The organism is Natrinema amylolyticum (assembly GCF_020515625.1).
GTDB lineage: Archaea > Halobacteriota > Halobacteria > Halobacteriales > Natrialbaceae > Natrinema > Natrinema amylolyticum.
This window is the reverse complement of record NZ_JAIWPJ010000001.1, coordinates 703,516-719,322: the sequence shown is the minus strand read 5'-3', so window position 1 is coordinate 719,322 and position 15,807 is coordinate 703,516. Positions and strand designations below refer to the sequence as shown.

Below are 15,807 nucleotides of genomic sequence, written 5' to 3'. Positions count from 1 at the left end.
CAAAAAATTGGCGAAGGCGGCGGTCTACTCGGACCTGTCCGGCGAATCCGCGTCGAGTCCGGCCTCGGGGCCGGGAGTCTCGGCGGCCGGGCTCGTGGCGACCGGCTCGAGGCCCTTTCGGTCGGCGTCGAGTCTCGAGAGGCCGACGACGAGTCCGATGAGGGCGACGACGCCCAGCGGCAGGAAGACGATCGGCGGGACGCCGAGGTAGCCGTTGAGCAGGTAACAGCCGACGACAACGAGGAAGACGGTCAGCGCGTAGGGCAGTTGCGTCCGCACGTGATCGATCAGGTCCGCGCCCGAAAACGTCGCCGAGAGCACCGTCGTATCGGAGATCGGCGAGGCGTGATCGCCGAAGATCGCCCCGGAGAAGACGGCACCGACGGCGACCGGGACGAGTTCGAACCCGGTCCCGAACTCGTAGGCGACCTGGATGGCGATGGGCGTCACGAGCCCCATCGTCGCCCACGACGATCCCATGGTGAACGCGACGAACGCGGCGACGAGCAGGACGAGAACGGGGAGCAACTCCGCCGTGATGTACGGTTCGGCGACGCTCGCGACGAATTCACCGGTGCCGAGCGTCTCCGCGACGCTGCTGATCGTCCACGCGAGCACGAGGATCGTCACCGCCGTCAGCATGATGCCGAAGCCGTCGATGACGGTATCGACGCCGTCGCCGATATCGAACAGGCCGTAGGCCAGTCCGATCGCGATCGCCGAGACCACCATGGCGAACGAGCCCCAGATCAGCGCCGTCGCGAAGTCGCCCGCGCCCACGATGTCGATCAGTACCTGCGTGAGCCCCGCCTCGTCCACGGCGGCACCGAACGCCGTCGGCGCTCCCGCCTCGGCCTGAGTCGAGAGCCAGGACTGATAGCCCGTCCAGAACGCGCCCGCGAGCGTCACCCCGATCAGGACGACGACGGGCGCGAAGAAGGTTCGCAGCATCGGCCGCTCGTCGATCGGTTCGCCCAGGTCCTCCTCGACCTTTTGGAGCGGCTGTGCGCCCTCGCGGTTGACCGCCCCCGTCGTCCGCGAGCGGTGTTCGGCGTCGAGCATCTCACCGTAGTCCCGGCCGGTGTAGACGACGACGCCGACCATGACGATCGCCAGCAGCGCGTAGGTGTTGTAGGGAATCGAGCCGACGAACGTCGCGAACGCCGTCGGTGCCTCGTCCGCGACGCCCATGTCGTCGTAGGCGCGACTGATCAGCGACAGCTGAAACGCGACCCAGCTCGAGATGCCGAGCGTCGCGACGGGTGCCGCCGTCGAGTCGACGATGTAGGCGAGTTTCTCGCGGGAGATGCGCAGCTCGTCGGAGATCTCGCGCATCGTGCTCCCGACGATGGCCGTGTTGGCGTAGTCGTCGAAGAACATCACGAGTCCCAGTCCCCACGTGGTCAGCCCGACGGTCCGCTGGCTCTCGAGGTGAGTCGTCGCCCAGCGCCGGACGGCGATCGCGCCGCCGAGCCGCCAGATGAGTGCGACGCCCGACCCTAACAGCAGCGTGAAGACGAGGATCTGGACGTGAAACCCCTCGTCGACGATGATCGCGCTGACGATCCAGTCGAACGTCTGTGCGATGCCGAGACTCTCGGTGTAGACGACCGCGCCCGACCAGATACCGAGAAACAGTGCCAGCATCGGCCGGCGGGTCACGATCGCGAGGACGATCGCGAGCAGCGGCGGTAACACCGAGAGCGCCCCGTACGTAGCCATAACTATCTAGTCTTCGGGCCGCCGGATATTCTTGATCGTTCCGATCCGAATAGTGTCGATTCGACGACCGTACCGCCTCGAATACTGACGATACGGGTGATCGAGCCGCCGGCTGGGAGGTCTCGAGAAACGGGAGCGGAGCGACGAACTCGACCTTACTACCGCCGCAGAATCAGCTTCAGCACGTCCTCGTCCTCGAGGACGTGGTCCTTTCCGACCTGTTGTTTGTCGTGGGCCGCGCTGGGACCGGTCACGCGGGCGAAGCGGAACCGCTCTTCCATCTCGCCGCCGAGTTTCTCGACGGCCTCGCCGACGGTGGTCCCCTTCGGGACGACGAGGGGTTCCTCCCAGTCGATGCCGCGGCCGGGCTTCTCCATGTAAACTCGGATCAGCCCGAGTCGCTCCCAGATGCGGTCTTTGAGCACGTCGAGGCCCTTCTCCTCCTCGGCGCTGATGAAGGTGACCTCCTCGGGATCGAGGTCGCGCTGGCGCAACTGCTCGTCGACCGTCTCCTTGTAGTCGGGATCGATCAGGTCGACCTTGTTGACGCAGGTGATCGAGGGGATGTACTCCCGGTTGTCCATCAGACCGTCGACCAGCCGATCGATCGTGACGTTCTCCTGGAGGTTGACGACGGCGTTGACGTAGCCGTGCTCGCGGATGACCTGCTTGATCGTCTCCTCGTCTAGGTCTTGGTCGGTACTCGAGGTGATCTTGATGCCGTCTTTGATCTTCGGACGGACCGTGACCTTCGGGGGCTCCTGATCGACGCGGATGTTGATGTCGTACAGCTCTTCTTGGAGCCGATCGTACTGCTCGAGTTCGAACACCGAGAGCATGTAGATGATGAGGTCGGCGTTGCGGACGACCGCCAGCACCTGCTGGCCACCGCCCTTCCCTGCCGCCGCGCCCTCGATGAGGCCGGGGACGTCCAGCAGCTGGATGTTCGCCCCGCGGTGGTTCAACATCCCCGGATTGACGTCCAGCGTCGTGAACTCGTAGGAGCCCGTCTCGCTCTCCGCGTTGGTCAGCGAGTTCAGCAGCGACGATTTGCCGACGCTCGGGAACCCGACTAAGGCGACGGTCGCGTCGCCGTGTTTCTCGACGGAATAGCCGCCACCGCCGCCCGACCCGGACTGCTGGGTCTCGAGCTTCTCTTTTTTCTCCGCGAGCTTGGACTTCAGCCGGCCGATGTGGGCCTCGGTCGACTTGTTGTAGGGCGTATTGGCTATTTCGTCTTCGATTTCCTCGATTTCATCCTCGAGCCCCATTTGTCAGTATGCAACCGTTCGGGCGGAAAAACCCTTTCGAGACACACGTTGGTGACACCGCGACCGGCCCGAACGACCGCGCTTCCCTCGCCGCCGACTCGAGCGGCCACGGGTCGCGGTGTCGAATTCGCTCCCGTCCTCCCGCCGAACCGGACACTCGTTTCCTCGACTGTGTTCGTATCGCCAACGTTGTGTTAGTTATACCGTCCTGTAGTACGTATGACATGGTATGCGACGGCGCGAGTACGTTACGGCGGTGGGGAGTGGCGTGGGTGCCCTCGCGACGACGGGAGTCGGAAGCGCAGGGACGGTCTCTCTCGAGCGCGTCTTCCCGCGGGAGAGTGCGACGGCCGTTCGACCCGGCGATCGGATCGGCTTCGAAGTGGCGGCGTCGCCTGGCGTCGATGCTCCGGCGGCCGACTGGCGGGTCGACGGGTCCGAGAGGGGTGCGATCGCACCGAACGCCCCGTTCTGGAGTTACACCTATATTACGGGGAACCCGGTCGCGTACGGGCAGTTCGACGAGTCGGGAACTCATGAAGTGAGCGTCACCGTCGACGGGACGACCGTCTCCTGGACGGTCGAGGTCACGCAGTACGCACCGGCGGCCCCGGACGTCGACGTGGCGTGCGACCCCGGACCGGACGCCGCGATCACGGTCCGCGACGAGGTCGACGTGACCGCGTCGGCGGCCGACGGTTCCGGGCGGCTCCGTCGACTCTTCTGGCAGGAGGGACGCAACGCCACGTACGTCGATCGGACCGATCTGTCGGGGACGACAGCGACGGTGACGTACACGACGACCGGCGGTAACGCCATCTGGTTCATCGGCGGCTACCCGATGATCGCGTGGGTCGCCTGCCGCGACGGCCGACTGACGGCCGCACGGACCGATGGACCGTCGGTCGCCGCGTTCCATACCGTCTCGATCACCGGAACGAACGCGCCAGTTCGGGCGGGCGAGGACCTCGCCGTCGAGGCCGAAGTCGGTCCCGAAGGGAGTTCCACGTATCACGCGTTCGTCGACGTGGAGACCGACCTGATCGTCGGCCACGACCCTACGCACGTCGACAGCGAGACGGTCGAGGTGTTCACGGGACAGACCGAGACCGTGCGACTCGAGTTCACGACGGCGACCGTCCGCAACACGCAGACATTCCCCGTCCGCGTCGAAACGCGAGACGACGCGTCGGTGACCGACGTCACCGTCATCGGGACCGAGGACGACGGGTCACAGGGCCACTTCGAGGTGACCGGTCTCGAGACGAACGCGCCCGTGACGGGTGGCGAGTGGCTCGAGGTGACGGTGTCACTGTCGAACACGGGTGACGGACCGGCCAGTCGCGAGGTCGAACTCGTCGTGGGTCGCGATCCGACGACCGTCGACACGCAGACGGTGACCGTCGGCGCGGGCGAGACGACGACCGTGTCGCTGGGATACGAGACCTACCCGGTCGAGAACGACGACGAGTTCCCCGTCTACGTACGGACGGGCGACGATACCGCTTCGCAGACGGTGCTCGTCTACGGACGGAGCGACGACGGGAACGGCCAGGCGACGTTCGCGGTCTCGATTACCGGGACGAACGCGCCCGTGACGGGCGGTGAGTGGCTCTCGGTCACCGCTGCCGTCGAGAACGTGGGTGAGGGTGCTGGGACCCACGACGTCGAACTCGTGGTCGGCCGGACGCCCGAGGTCGTCGACGGAACGAGCGCGAGTCTCTCTCCCGGCGAGACGCGAACGGTGTCGCTCGGTTACGAGACCTATCCCGTGAACAACGACGACGTGTTCCCGGTGGTCGTGCGGTCACCACACGCGAGCGACACGCGGACAGTGACGGTCTACGGAACGGACTGATCCCGTTTCCGGGCCCGTTCGGTATCGACTCTCAGTGTTACGTTTTCAGGCCCAAGACTCATAGACGGGAGTCCACTCGCGGACCGTGTCGATGCGCCACGACGAATGGATGAATCTCCACGCGTTACTGCGGGAGATCCGGACGGATATGGAGCACCGAGGGGACGCCTCCCCGGACGCGTTCGCCGCATATGACTATCAGCACGCTCGACCGATGCATCTCCACCGGCAGAAGACCGAGCACAAACGAGCGACTCGCCTCCTCCTCTGGGGAATCGTCCGCTCGATCGAGACGGAGAGCGACCTCGCCGTGGTCCGTCGCTGAGTCTCGTTGCGGTCCGCTCGCTTCCCAGTTGTCGGCCGTTCGCACAACGGAAAAGGTATTGTCGGTCAGCGGTCCCCTCGGTACGGGTAGCGTTCGCCGAACGTACCCGGTAACGCTGCCGGTTCGTCGACGGATTCGGTTCGGTGATCGCTCGCCGTGGCACGATCCGACGCCGGGCCTGTCCCCGATCGAACTGGGATCGTGTCTTGACGCCAGTCGTCTGAGAGTTCGGGGACAGACCATATTGGTGTATGTTACCGGGAACCATAGTTGGACTGCATGCCAGCGCCAGCATCAGTCGGACCAGCAGCGATATTCACGGGAATCGATAATTCCTCGTCCGGACAGCGTTCCTCGCTGAACCGTACTGCGATCGCTCCGGCCGTAGCGAGCTATTCCGGCTACTACCGCTCAATTGAATTACCGATACCAACGGGACTTCGATACACATAAACGACCGGCGGAGAATATGCAACTATGTCAAACGCGTCGCAGCTGCGTGACAGCACCCAGATCGTTCTGTCGCGGGAGACGCTCGAGGGGCTCGAGTCGCAGCTCGACGACGAGTTCACGGTCACCGTCTTCCCGGAGGGAGACGATGACTGCCGAATCATCGGCAGCCCCGTGGAGATCAAGGAAGCGAGCGAGTTCCTCGCTCGCCACGGCGTCAGCGTCCGCTGATCGAGGCCGTCCACGACGCCCGATCGATTTTTCGGCGTCCGTTCGATGAAACCTGACCGAATGCGAACCGTCCCGAGAATCAGTGATTGTTTCGGACGAAAGACGCGATATCGGCGACACATTCAAGTCGTGATCGACGGAACGAGCGAGTAGATATGGATCCAGTAATCGCCCTCTATGGGTCCATCGCCCTGATCGCCGTCCACGCGCTCCTCGTCGCCGTCCTCTCGCGATACGTCTCCGACTCCGCCGGGACGACGACCGCGACGCCCGGTCCGGAGCCCGAGGCGGCCATCGATCGGGAATCGGAAACGGTCACCTGTCCGACCTGCGGGACCGAGAACGACCTCGGCTACGAGTACTGCGCCGGCTGTATCGAGGAACTCCCGGGGACCGTCCAGCGGACGACCTCGAGCGTAGCACCCGGTCGACGCGGCATCTTCTGAGACGAGCCATCGCGACGGCCCGCCGGCCGGGCAGCGTTATCGCTCCGGATGCGTCGGCGCGTCGAACCCGCCCCGGACGAGCGGTTTCGCGATGTGACGGCGCGCACACGGGGGCACCTCGTACCAGCCCGTCTCGAGGTCGCGCTCGAGCGGCCGCTGGGCTCGCTCCGCCGCGCTGGTTCCGCAGTCCCGACAGCGATAGCCCTGCATCCGGCCGGCGCTCTCCATCGTCCGCTCGCAGTCGGGACAGGTCGGCGTGACGCGCTCGGTTCGGACGAGGTCGCGGACGGCGACCTTCTCGAGTTTGAGCGTGCCGCTCGCGACCTCGCCGCAGGCGGTGATCCGATCGCCGACGCGGAGCGCTCGCACGCGATCGCGGAACCGCTTCGTCGGTTCGAACGCCGCACAGGTGAGTCGCTCGGCCGACCGGTCGTCGCCCTCCGCATCGCCGTCTTCCTCGTCGGCGGCGGCCAGCGGTTCGATATCGACGAAGACGTGCCCGCCGCGGCGCGTTTCGGGCTCGCTCGCCACCCGTCCCTCGACTCGATAGGCCCGGCCGTTCTCGACGGTCCCGATCGAACCGTCCCGGAGGTGGACGTCCGTTCCCTGATTGGTCACGAACAGCCGGCTCGCGGCGACGGGCTCGCTCTCGATTCGGTCGGCGACCGATCGAACCGCGTCGGGATCGTCGCCGCGGATGCCGTACAGGATGGGCCCGGGCGTGTGGGGCACGCAGACGGTCTCGTCCTCGCCGCGGTCGACCGTGTCCCACACCGCGGGGTAGCCCCACTCGGCCGCGGCGAAGACGCTCTCGTGGTCCACCTCGCGGGGCGTTCCCCAGCGGTCGGACTCGCGGTACGAGATGTGCTCGTGGGTCCACTCCTCGAGCGCCGCCCAAGCCCCGATGGCGGCCAGCGCACCGATGCGGCCGCGGCCGTCGCCGGCGTGCCACGACCGATAGCCGCGGCGCTCGATCAGGGTCGCGGCGTCGGCCGGCTCGAGGTGGTCGCGGATCGCTGTGTGCGCGAATCGGCTCACGTCGGCGGGGATCGCGTCCGCCTCGGGGACGTGGTCCGCCACGACCAGACCCGGATTCGTCCGCTCGTCGTCGGTCTCGGCGAGTGACTCGAGTCGGTCGCAGGCGGTCGCGAACGCGCGGTCGGGATCGCAGTCGGTGTGGATCGCCAGCGAGGCGTTGCCCCGCGTCTTGTACTCGACGGCGGGATTGAGCCGAACGAGGAGCACGCGAGCGACGGATGCGTCGCTCTCCTGGCGCAGCCGGTCGGCGATCGTCGCGGCGACGTAGGTCGTACACATCCCCCGCTCGCGCGAGTCGGTATCGTCGATCCCGACGATGGTCATCGGCGGCTCTTGGCGGGGGATCGGGGAATCCCTTTCGGGATTCGGTCTCGCCGCCTCGCCGTGGAAACCAGTATATAAGTATACTCCCGATACGGGTCCGAATCGCGACACGGCACGCGGACATCCCGGGGAAAACGTCTTATATGAGGAATCGCTTACAACCCCGTATGTCCCGCTCCGCACTAGTCGGTAACGTGACCGCGATGTTAGAGGACGCGGGATTCATGGTGAGCGATCGGTGTGCGATCCGGCCGAAGAGCTTCGATATCGCCGCGCGGCGCGGCGAGGATCTGATTCTCGTCAAGATCCTCGCGAACATCGACGCGTTCAACGAGGCGACCGGCCACGAGATGCGACGCCTGGGGACCTACCTCAACGCGACGCCGCTGGTCATCGGCCTGCGCAGTCGCGACGAGGACCTGAAACCTGACGTCGTCTACTTCCGACACGGCGTCCCGGTTTTCAGTCCAGACACGGCGTACAACCTGTTCATCGAGGAGGTCCCGCCGCTGATTTACGCCGCTCCCGGCGGCCTCTACGTCAACATCGACGGCGATCTGCTGGCCGACGAGCGCGAGGATCGCGACTGGAGCCTCGGCCAACTCGCCAACGAACTCGGCGTCTCTCGCCGGACCGTCTCGAAGTACGAAGACGGCATGAACGCGTCCGTCGAAATCGCGATGGCCTTAGAGGAGATGTTCGAGGCACCTCTGACGAGCCCCGTCGACGTGCTCGAGGGGGCCGACGACGTCCACGAGAGCGAGGCGACGCCGGACGACCCCGAGGCGGATCCGGACGACGAACAGGTCGTCGCCGTGCTCACGCGGGCCGGCTACAGCGTCCACCCGACGGCTCGATCGCCGTTTACGGCGGTCAGCGAGGACGAAAACGACAGCGACATCGTCCTGACCGGCCACTCGGAGTTCACGAAGGCCGCGGAGAAACGCGCCCGGATCATGAGTTCGATCGGGCAGGTCACGCGCACGCAATCCGTCTACGTCGTCGACCGGGCGAAACAGGAGTCCGTCGACGGCACTGCACTGGTCGAGCGCGACGAGTTGGCGAAATTTCGGAACGCCGACGATCTCCGGGATGTCATCCGAGAGCGCTCCGAGTACGAAGAGGCGGCCTGAGAGCGTCGATTCGGCCGGCTTCGCGGTCTCGGAAACGAGAGAGAAAGAGTAGTCCCCAGTGGGGATGCACTCCGCCGTCGAGAGTGTCAGTAAACACCGCGCACTCCTCGTCGGGTTCGTGGCAGTGATCGGTATCACGTTTACCTACTGAACGACGTCACGACCGCGACCGATGCGGTGCTCTTCTCCGTCGTCTCCATCGTGATCGACTACCTCGTGTTCACGCTATTCAGCCTGCTTTCTCACCGGTTCTGGTGAGAAGAATAATCTTTTTCGCTCGAGAACTACCGCTCGGAGAACGAACTGCGATCGATTCGCAGGGCTCAGGCCGCGCCGCTGCCGTACGTCTCCTCGAGATACTCGACGATATCGTCGCTCTCCGGCATCCCGTCGATACCGTTCGCCTCGTCGACGATGACCGGGACGCCGGTCTGGCCGCTGACCTTCTCGACTTCCGTCCGCTCGTCGTGCGAGCGGGGAACCTCGATGATATCGTACTCGAGCTCGAGTTCGTCGAGTTTCGAGCGGACCTTCGCACAGTACGGACAGCCGGGGAGTTCGTACATCGTGATGTCTGCCATACGAGACTAGTGCCGCGGAAGACGTATCAGGTCACCGGTCGACCGAGCGGTTGCCGGGATCGAAGTCGTCGGCGGAGCGGACGGTGCAGACGGTCAGAATAGCGGTGTCGCGCGTGAAACGGAGCTCGACGATCGTCGTCAGAACACGACCATTCCGGCGTCGACGGCGAAGTAGACGACGAAGTAGAGGATGAACGCGACCGCGAGCGCCCACTGACCGGCTGACACGTCGTCGGCTTCGCCCATGGCGCCTTTGACGAGGGGGTAGCTCATGATGCCCGCCGCGAGCCCGTTCGAGATCGACGCGGTCATCGGCATGACCGTGATCGTCAGTCCGCCGGAGATCGCCCAGGCCGGATGCTGCCAGTCGATGTCGGTGACGCCCTGGAGCATGATGATGCCGACGACGACCAGCGCGAGGTAGGACGCATACTGCGGAATGGCGCTGATCAGCGGCACGACGAGCAGGGAGAGCAAGAAGAGGAGGCCGACGACGAGGGCGGTGAAACCGGTTCGCCCGCCCTCCTCGACGCCGGTCGAGGATTCGATGAACGTCGTCACCGTCGACGTCCCGATCATCGCGCCGACCGTGGTGCCGATCGCGTCGGCCATCAGCGGCTTTTCGATCTCGGGGAGGTCGCCGTCTTCGTCGAGGAAGCCGCCGATCTGCGAGACGCCGATGAGGGTTCCGGCCGTGTCGAAGAAGTCGACGAAGAAGAACGTGAAGACGACCAGGACGAAGACGAGCGGATCCTCCGTGATCATCCCGAGGCCGTCGATGAAGCCGGCGATCAGCGGTGTGAAGTCGTACTGAACGCTCGCGATCAGACTCAGGACGCCCTCCTCGGTGACCTGCTGGTAGCTTCCGGGCGGAGTGAGCGTGCCCGGGGAGACGACGCCGACGGCCGTCAACGCCCAACCGGCGACGGCGGTCGCGACGATCCCGATGACGATCGAGCCGCGAATCCCGCGGGCGTGCAAGACGAGCATCAACGCGAGCCCGGCGACCGAGAGCGCGGCGACGGCGCTCGTCGCGACGTTACCCAGACTGACCAGCGTCTCCGGATCGTCGACGACGATCTGCATCTCTTGGAGGCCCAAGAAGAGCAGGTAGACGCCGATCCCGGCCCCCACTGCGAACTTGACCGGTTCGGGAAACAGTTCGATAATATATCGTCGCGCGCCGACCGCAGTCAGGAGAATGAAGACGACTCCCTCGACGAAGACGGCGGCGAGCGCGACCTGCCACGGGACGCCGAGACCGAGAACGACCGTGTACGCGAAAAAGGCGTTCAGCCCCATCCCGGGCGCGAGGCCGAACGGCCTGTTCGCCCAGAACGCCATCACGAAGATAGCGACCGCCGACGCGAGGATCGTCGCGACGGTGATCATCTGCGTGACCTCGCCGGGGCCATAGCCCTCGAGCGTGATCGCCTCGCCGAGAATTGCCGGATTGACGACGATGATGTACGACATCGCCAGGAACGTCGTCAGCCCCGCGATCGATTCCGTCTCGAGGTCGGTATCGTGTTCGTCGAAGCCGAAGAACGCCGCGAGTGACTCGAATGCCCCCATATTGGATGTCCGAGCATAACCACACCGATTAGTTAAGCGTTCTTGTCCGGATCGACGGGAAATGTATACACGCTCGTGCCTAGGTCGCGGGCGAGGAATCGGACTCCGCCCGCTCGAGCGCTCGCTCCAATCTGTCCGGCTCACTGGGGATGACGAGTGGCGGCCGGACCAACGTATTTCACCTCGGAGCGCGTACCACGGTACCATGAGGTTTGTCATCGTGGGATACGGCCGAGTCGGCTCGCGGACGGCAACGATCCTCGCCGAGGAGGGCCACGAGGTCGTCATCGTCGACAACGACATGGACCGCATCGAGCGCGCCAGCGGTGACGGGCTCGAGACGGTCCAGGGCGACGGTGCCGACGAGGACGTCCTCGTCGACGCCGATATCGGGACCGCGGACGCGATCGGCGCGTTCACGCCGGATCTCAACGCCAACTTCGCGGCCTGTATGGTCGGCACCCACCACGGCTGTCGGACCGTCCTGCGGATCGACGAGGACTACCGCGAGGACATCTACGAGAAGTACGCCGAGGAGGTCGACGAGATCATCTACCCAGAACGGCTCGGGGCCGCAGGCGCGAAGACGGCCCTGCTCGGCGGCGACTTCAACGTCGTCGCCGACCTCGCCGCGAACCTCCAGTTGACTGTCCTCGAGATTCACGACGGGTCGCCGGCGGTCGGCAAGCGGATGAGCGAACTCGACTTGCCCGAGTCCGCGCGGATCTACGCCCACGGTCGCGCCCGCGAGCCGCTGACGATCCCGCTTCCGGGCACTCGACTCGAGGTCGGCGACGAGGTCGCGGTCATCACCGAGACCGATCGCGTGGACGACGTGCGGTCGACGCTGTTGCCCGCGAACGCCTGATCGGCCGAGCGACTGCGCTGGATGTAGTACTCAGTTGTCGTGATCGATCGCTCAGTTGCGACCGCGTCAAAAGGGGGGAGAGGTACGGGAGCAGGCGCGCAGACGGCTGGATGGGGGAGGGGTGGGGAGACCGCTGCGCGCCTATTCCTTTCGTCACGCCGGGGGCAAATAAAACCGCGTCAGACGATCGACCGACGGGAGTCAGACGCCGCCGTCGCCCCCACCGTCTGCTGCCGTCGCTGTCACTGTTCAGTAGAATCATCGCACCCCGCACGCCGAACGCGACTCCTGACTGCCGACCGACGGGAGAGACCGCCTCGAGTCTCAGTTCTCGTCGCGCTCGGTTTCGAGGCGGAAGACGAGGACGTTCTGGTGGACCATCGAGGGAACGAACGAGAAGGGGTAGCCGTAGACGTGGAGGTCCTTCGTCGGATCGTACCAGATCAGGGTCGCCGCGAGCGAAAGCGGTGCGGTCGACTCGATCGCCCGCGCGAGGTCGGCCGAGAGGAACTCGTAGGACTGCTCGCGGTACATGTCGCCGATGAAGACGACGACGTGGCCGTCCGGCGCGACGGCGTCGGTGAAGCGGTCGAACTTGTCCCCCATGTCGGCGAGCCACTCGGCTTTCGTTCGCCCGCCGTCGGCCTCCTCGCCCGCATCGGCGTTCGCGTCGCCAGCGCCGGTCTCGTCACCGTCGAACGACCCCAACTTGCTCTCGCGCGTTTCCCGCTCGTTGCGCGTCTGCTCGAGTTCGTCCATGTGCCAGTACGGGACGTCGGTCAACAGGAGGTCCACCGAGTCGTCGGGCACGTCGTCGATCAGCTCGGCGCAGTCCCCGTGGCGCATCGCTTGCTCGGCGAGGGGCGGTTCACCCTGGGAGCGGCGCTCCTCGTTTTCCGCTTCGAGGACCTTCCGATAGACGTCGATCCATCGCTCGGTTCGCTCGAAGCCGATGGCCTCCCGCAGGCCGGTCCCCTCGTGTTCGCAGAAACTCGCGCCGAGCAGGGTGCCCCCGACGCCGGCGAAGGGGTCGAGGATGGTGTCGCCAGCCTTGCTGAACCGACCGATCAGGTCCGCACAGAGCCGCGGGGGTTTCTGCCCGCCGTGTTCGCTGCGCAGGTCGTGCTGGACCGCGGGCGGATACCCCTCGGCGATCACGGACTTCGTGGCGTACTTCCACTCCTTGCCCGTGAGGTCGTTCACTCGATTGCGCTCGTCGTAGATCCCTCGGCCCTCGATATAGCGCTGATGGTCCGCGAGGTCGTCCGTGTCGATCACCTCGCCGTCCTCGACCGGTAGGGATTCCTCTCGAGCGCGATCCGCATCGAACTCGCCGTCGTCGTCCGTGAACAGGCGGCTCTGGCGGTGTCGATCCCCGTCGTCTGCCATATGAACCGGAGTGCTCACGCGAGCCGCTTAAGCTTGCGCCTCCTCGCGAACGGGGCGCGTCGATCGACGACGTCGATGCCCGGCGCTTTTCACGGTCCCGTTCGAAGGCCTCGGCGACGATGCTATCCGTCGGAGCCGTCATCTCGCTGGCCGTCGGCGTGCTCGCCCTCTGGATCGGTGCCCGTCTGCTCGTGACCGGCGCCTCGAGACTCGCCAGCGCGGCCGGTGTCTCAGCCCTCGTCGTCGGGCTCACGGTCGTCGCTTTCGGAACCTCCGCGCCGGAGGTCGTCGTCTCGACGGAAGCCGCGCTCGCCGGCCGGGGCGACGTCGCGGTCGGGAACGTGGTCGGATCGAACGTGTTCAATCTCGGCGTGATCCTCGGCCTCGTCGCCGTCATCGCGCCGTTTCGCGTCGCCGAACCGCTGTTGCGCCGGGACGTGCTCGCGATGGCCGCCTCGACGGTCGTCGCGGCCGTCGTCCTCGCCGACGTCGGCATCTCGCGTCTCGAGGGTGGGGTCCTGCTCGCGTTGCTGGCCTGTTATCTCGGCGCGCTCTGGCTTGCGATCCGGAACGCGAGTGACGCGGCCGGAACGGCGGCCGACTCGCTCGAGGCGAGCGACGATGCCACGTCTCCCCGCGCCTCCGAGGACGGGCGGAGCGTCCGTCTCGGACTCGAGGCGCTTCGCGTCGTCGCCGGCCTCGCGCTCGTGATCGTCGGCGGGCGCGTTCTGGTCGACGCGGCGGTCGGGCTGGCACTGTCCGTCGGCGTCTCGGAGTGGGTCGTCGGTGCGACGGTGGTCGCCGCCGGTACGTCGGTCCCGGAGCTGGTGACCTCCGTCGTGGCCGCTCGCAGGGGCGACACGGGTATCGCTGCGGGGAACGTCGTCGGATCGAACGTCTTCAACGTCCTCGGCGTGTTGGGGATCGCCGCGGTGGTCCGTCCGTTGGCCGTCGATCCCGCCGTCTTCTTCGCGCTCGGGTGGCTCGCCGTCCTGACCGCGTTCGCGACGGCCGTGCTCGCGACGGGGCGGCAGTTGACCCGTCTCGAGGGGGTCGCCCTCGTCGTCCTCGGCGCGGGCTACTGGATCGTCAGTATGGGTGGCTGAATCCGTCAATTCGCGATCAGTGCGGTCCCGCGAGTCGGGTGACGCGAGTGTTAGCGGGAGCATATGTGGTCCGACGCCCTATATTCGATCATGAACATGCTCGTCGACGGCGAGTGGCGGACCGACGCGTACGAGTCGACCGACGACGACGGCTCCTTCGAACGCCAGGAGACGACGTTTCACAGCGAGATTCGCGACGAACCGGACGCTCGATTTCAGCCCGAGGCCGGCCGGTACCACCTGTACGTCTCCCTCGCCTGCCCGTGGGCCCACCGAACGCTCGTGACGCGGGCGCTGAAAGGGCTCGAGGACGCGATCTCCGTCTCCGTCGTCGATCCCTATCGCGACGAGGACGGCTGGCAGTTCACGCCCGAGAAGGAGGGCTGTACGCCCGATCACGTCCACGGCGCGGATTTCTTGCGGGAGTTGTACGTGCGCGCGGACCCGGACGCGACCTGTCGCGTGACGGTGCCGGTGCTCTGGGACACGCAAGAGGAGACCATCGTCAACAACGAGTCCGCGGAGATCATGCGGATGCTCGACACCGAGTTCGGTAGGATCGTCTCGCGGGACGTGGATCTCTACCCCGAGGGGTATCGAGACGAGGTCGACCGGATCATCGACGAGATCTACGAGCCGATCAATAACGGCGTCTATCGCGCCGGATTCGCGACGAAACAGGGGCCCTACGACGAGGCGGTCGACGACCTCTTCTCGGCGCTCGACCACTGGGACGAGGTGCTCACGGACCAGCGCTACCTCGCCGGCGATCGGTTGACCGAGGCGGATATCGCGATGTTCACGACGCTCGTCCGGTTCGACACCGTCTACCACACGCACTTCATGTGTAACGTCCAGTACATCCGCGAGTACGACAACCTCTGGCCCTACCTGCGCGACCTGTATCAGACGCCCGGCGTGGCCCAGACTGTGAATATGGACCACATCAAGGAACACTACTACACGACCCATCCCGACGTGAATCCACACCGGATCGTCGCCCGCGGGCCCGACCTGGAGTTCGAGGCCCCCCACGACCGCGACGAACTTCCCGGCGGTCCGCCGTCCGACCTCGTCGCAGCGGCGAGTGCCGACGACTAACGGAGCGTTGCACTCGAGAGAGAGACTGACGGAATAGCGGGGTTAGGACTCGGCGGCTGTCTGGTCGGCCTCGGCGTCGTCGGCTGTCGCGTCGGCGTCTTCGGGTTCCGATTCGGCGTCCGCGGGTTCTGATTCGGCGGATTCGTGCCGATCGGAGCCGGTACGACCGGATTCGCGACGCCAGGTCTCGAAACTGTGTTCGAACTCTTCGTCCGCGACGAACACTTTCCAGAGAATCCAGACGGGAACGAGAACGGGGATCAGCGGGAGGAGAACGACCAGGAGTACTGCGGCCATGATATAGCCGAACAGGGACATCTGGGTGTTCGGCCCGTAGCCCGACGACTCTGACACCTTGACTGACATGTGCGGTCGTACGAACGTGTCGG

At 65.7% G+C, this 15,807-nt stretch carries 15 protein-coding genes; 8 read left to right on the top strand and 7 right to left on the bottom strand.

Translation table 11 applies throughout. The features are described from left to right. Positions 1-24: 24 nt before the first annotated feature. Together LDH66_RS03595 and LDH66_RS03590 are read right to left on the bottom strand one after the other, a co-directional pair. Positions 25-1,722, bottom strand: a complete 1,698-nt coding sequence (locus tag LDH66_RS03595) for a Na+/H+ antiporter NhaC family protein (RefSeq protein WP_226479705.1) — start codon at positions 1,720-1,722, stop codon at positions 25-27. Between the two features lie 158 nt (positions 1,723-1,880). Further along, positions 1,881-2,993, bottom strand: a complete 1,113-nt coding sequence (locus LDH66_RS03590; RefSeq protein ID WP_226479704.1) for an OBG GTPase family GTP-binding protein — start codon at positions 2,991-2,993, stop codon at positions 1,881-1,883. Between the two features lie 229 nt (positions 2,994-3,222). Between LDH66_RS03590 and LDH66_RS03585 the strand changes: the two genes are divergently transcribed. From LDH66_RS03585 to LDH66_RS03570, 4 genes are all read left to right on the top strand, one after another. Beyond that, positions 3,223-4,851, top strand: coding sequence for a hypothetical protein (locus LDH66_RS03585; protein ID WP_226479703.1), 1,629 nt, complete (start codon positions 3,223-3,225; stop codon positions 4,849-4,851). Between the two features lie 91 nt (positions 4,852-4,942). Next, the gene (locus LDH66_RS03580) at positions 4,943-5,176 is read left to right on the top strand and encodes a UPF0058 family protein (RefSeq protein ID WP_226479702.1); all 234 of its coding nucleotides are present in this window, start codon (positions 4,943-4,945) and stop codon (positions 5,174-5,176) included. 477 nt (positions 5,177-5,653) lie between these two features. Further along, positions 5,654-5,857 carry a VNG_1110C family protein gene (locus LDH66_RS03575; protein WP_226479701.1) on the top strand — a complete coding sequence of 68 codons (204 nt, stop codon included), beginning with the start codon at positions 5,654-5,656 and terminating at the stop codon, positions 5,855-5,857. 155 nt (positions 5,858-6,012) lie between these two features. Next, positions 6,013-6,303, top strand: a complete 291-nt coding sequence (locus LDH66_RS03570; RefSeq protein ID WP_226479700.1) for a DUF7577 domain-containing protein — start codon at positions 6,013-6,015, stop codon at positions 6,301-6,303. A gap of 36 nt (positions 6,304-6,339) precedes the next feature. On the opposite strand, the gene LDH66_RS03565 is transcribed toward LDH66_RS03570, so the two are convergent. Beyond that, positions 6,340-7,665 carry a tRNA(Ile)(2)-agmatinylcytidine synthase gene (locus tag LDH66_RS03565; protein WP_226479699.1) on the bottom strand — a complete coding sequence of 442 codons (1,326 nt, stop codon included), beginning with the start codon at positions 7,663-7,665 and terminating at the stop codon, positions 6,340-6,342. 167 nt (positions 7,666-7,832) lie between these two features. Here LDH66_RS03565 and LDH66_RS03560 point away from each other — a divergent pair, with 167 nt between their 5' ends. Continuing rightward, positions 7,833-8,798: a transcriptional regulator gene (locus tag LDH66_RS03560; RefSeq protein ID WP_226479698.1), complete on the top strand. Its 966-nt coding sequence runs from the start codon at positions 7,833-7,835 to the stop codon at positions 8,796-8,798. A gap of 323 nt (positions 8,799-9,121) precedes the next feature. Here the strand turns inward: LDH66_RS03560 and LDH66_RS03555 are convergent, their stop codons facing one another. Both LDH66_RS03555 and LDH66_RS03550 read right to left on the bottom strand, forming a co-directional pair. Continuing rightward, positions 9,122-9,379 carry a glutaredoxin family protein gene (locus LDH66_RS03555; protein WP_226479697.1) on the bottom strand — a complete coding sequence of 86 codons (258 nt, stop codon included), beginning with the start codon at positions 9,377-9,379 and terminating at the stop codon, positions 9,122-9,124. Between the two features lie 138 nt (positions 9,380-9,517). Continuing rightward, positions 9,518-10,954, bottom strand: a complete 1,437-nt coding sequence (locus LDH66_RS03550) for an NCS2 family permease (RefSeq protein ID WP_226479696.1) — start codon at positions 10,952-10,954, stop codon at positions 9,518-9,520. 205 nt (positions 10,955-11,159) lie between these two features. Between LDH66_RS03550 and LDH66_RS03545 the strand changes: the two genes are divergently transcribed. Then, positions 11,160-11,822: a potassium channel family protein gene (locus LDH66_RS03545; protein WP_226479695.1), complete on the top strand. Its 663-nt coding sequence runs from the start codon at positions 11,160-11,162 to the stop codon at positions 11,820-11,822. A gap of 324 nt (positions 11,823-12,146) precedes the next feature. Here LDH66_RS03545 and LDH66_RS03540 read toward each other — a convergent pair whose 3' ends face one another. Then, positions 12,147-13,211 (bottom strand): DNA methyltransferase, encoded by a 1,065-nt coding sequence (locus LDH66_RS03540; RefSeq protein WP_226479694.1) that lies wholly within the window; start codon positions 13,209-13,211, stop codon positions 12,147-12,149. A gap of 119 nt (positions 13,212-13,330) precedes the next feature. Here LDH66_RS03540 and LDH66_RS03535 point away from each other — a divergent pair, with 119 nt between their 5' ends. Together LDH66_RS03535 and LDH66_RS03530 are read left to right on the top strand one after the other, a co-directional pair. Then, a complete protein-coding gene (locus LDH66_RS03535) occupies positions 13,331-14,317 on the top strand; it encodes a calcium/sodium antiporter (protein ID WP_226479693.1) in 987 nt (328 codons plus the stop codon). Between the two features lie 90 nt (positions 14,318-14,407). After that, positions 14,408-15,418, top strand: a complete 1,011-nt coding sequence (locus tag LDH66_RS03530) for a glutathione S-transferase family protein (protein ID WP_226479692.1) — start codon at positions 14,408-14,410, stop codon at positions 15,416-15,418. 42 nt (positions 15,419-15,460) lie between these two features. Here LDH66_RS03530 and LDH66_RS03525 read toward each other — a convergent pair whose 3' ends face one another. Beyond that, on the bottom strand, positions 15,461-15,784 hold the full coding sequence (locus LDH66_RS03525) for a DUF7535 family protein (RefSeq protein WP_226479691.1): 324 nt from the start codon (positions 15,782-15,784) through the stop codon (positions 15,461-15,463). Between the last annotated feature and the right edge of the window lie 23 nt (positions 15,785-15,807).

Coding starts and splice junctions, on each gene's coding strand:
- LDH66_RS03525 (WP_226479691.1), bottom strand. CDS start 15,784: ATGTCAGTCAAGGTGTCAGAGTCGTCGGGCTACGGGCCGAACACCCAG.
- LDH66_RS03585 (WP_226479703.1), top strand. CDS start 3,223: ATGCGACGGCGCGAGTACGTTACGGCGGTGGGGAGTGGCGTGGGTGCC.
- LDH66_RS03565 (WP_226479699.1), bottom strand. CDS start 7,665: ATGACCATCGTCGGGATCGACGATACCGACTCGCGCGAGCGGGGGATG.
- LDH66_RS03580 (WP_226479702.1), top strand. CDS start 4,943: ATGCGCCACGACGAATGGATGAATCTCCACGCGTTACTGCGGGAGATC.
- LDH66_RS03570 (WP_226479700.1), top strand. CDS start 6,013: ATGGATCCAGTAATCGCCCTCTATGGGTCCATCGCCCTGATCGCCGTC.
- LDH66_RS03555 (WP_226479697.1), bottom strand. CDS start 9,379: ATGGCAGACATCACGATGTACGAACTCCCCGGCTGTCCGTACTGTGCG.
- LDH66_RS03590 (WP_226479704.1), bottom strand. CDS start 2,993: ATGGGGCTCGAGGATGAAATCGAGGAAATCGAAGACGAAATAGCCAAT.
- LDH66_RS03530 (WP_226479692.1), top strand. CDS start 14,408: ATGAACATGCTCGTCGACGGCGAGTGGCGGACCGACGCGTACGAGTCG.
- LDH66_RS03535 (WP_226479693.1), top strand. CDS start 13,331: ATGCTATCCGTCGGAGCCGTCATCTCGCTGGCCGTCGGCGTGCTCGCC.
- LDH66_RS03560 (WP_226479698.1), top strand. CDS start 7,833: ATGTCCCGCTCCGCACTAGTCGGTAACGTGACCGCGATGTTAGAGGAC.
- LDH66_RS03595 (WP_226479705.1), bottom strand. CDS start 1,722: ATGGCTACGTACGGGGCGCTCTCGGTGTTACCGCCGCTGCTCGCGATC.
- LDH66_RS03540 (WP_226479694.1), bottom strand. CDS start 13,211: ATGGCAGACGACGGGGATCGACACCGCCAGAGCCGCCTGTTCACGGAC.
- LDH66_RS03575 (WP_226479701.1), top strand. CDS start 5,654: ATGTCAAACGCGTCGCAGCTGCGTGACAGCACCCAGATCGTTCTGTCG.
- LDH66_RS03550 (WP_226479696.1), bottom strand. CDS start 10,954: ATGGGGGCATTCGAGTCACTCGCGGCGTTCTTCGGCTTCGACGAACAC.
- LDH66_RS03545 (WP_226479695.1), top strand. CDS start 11,160: ATGAGGTTTGTCATCGTGGGATACGGCCGAGTCGGCTCGCGGACGGCA.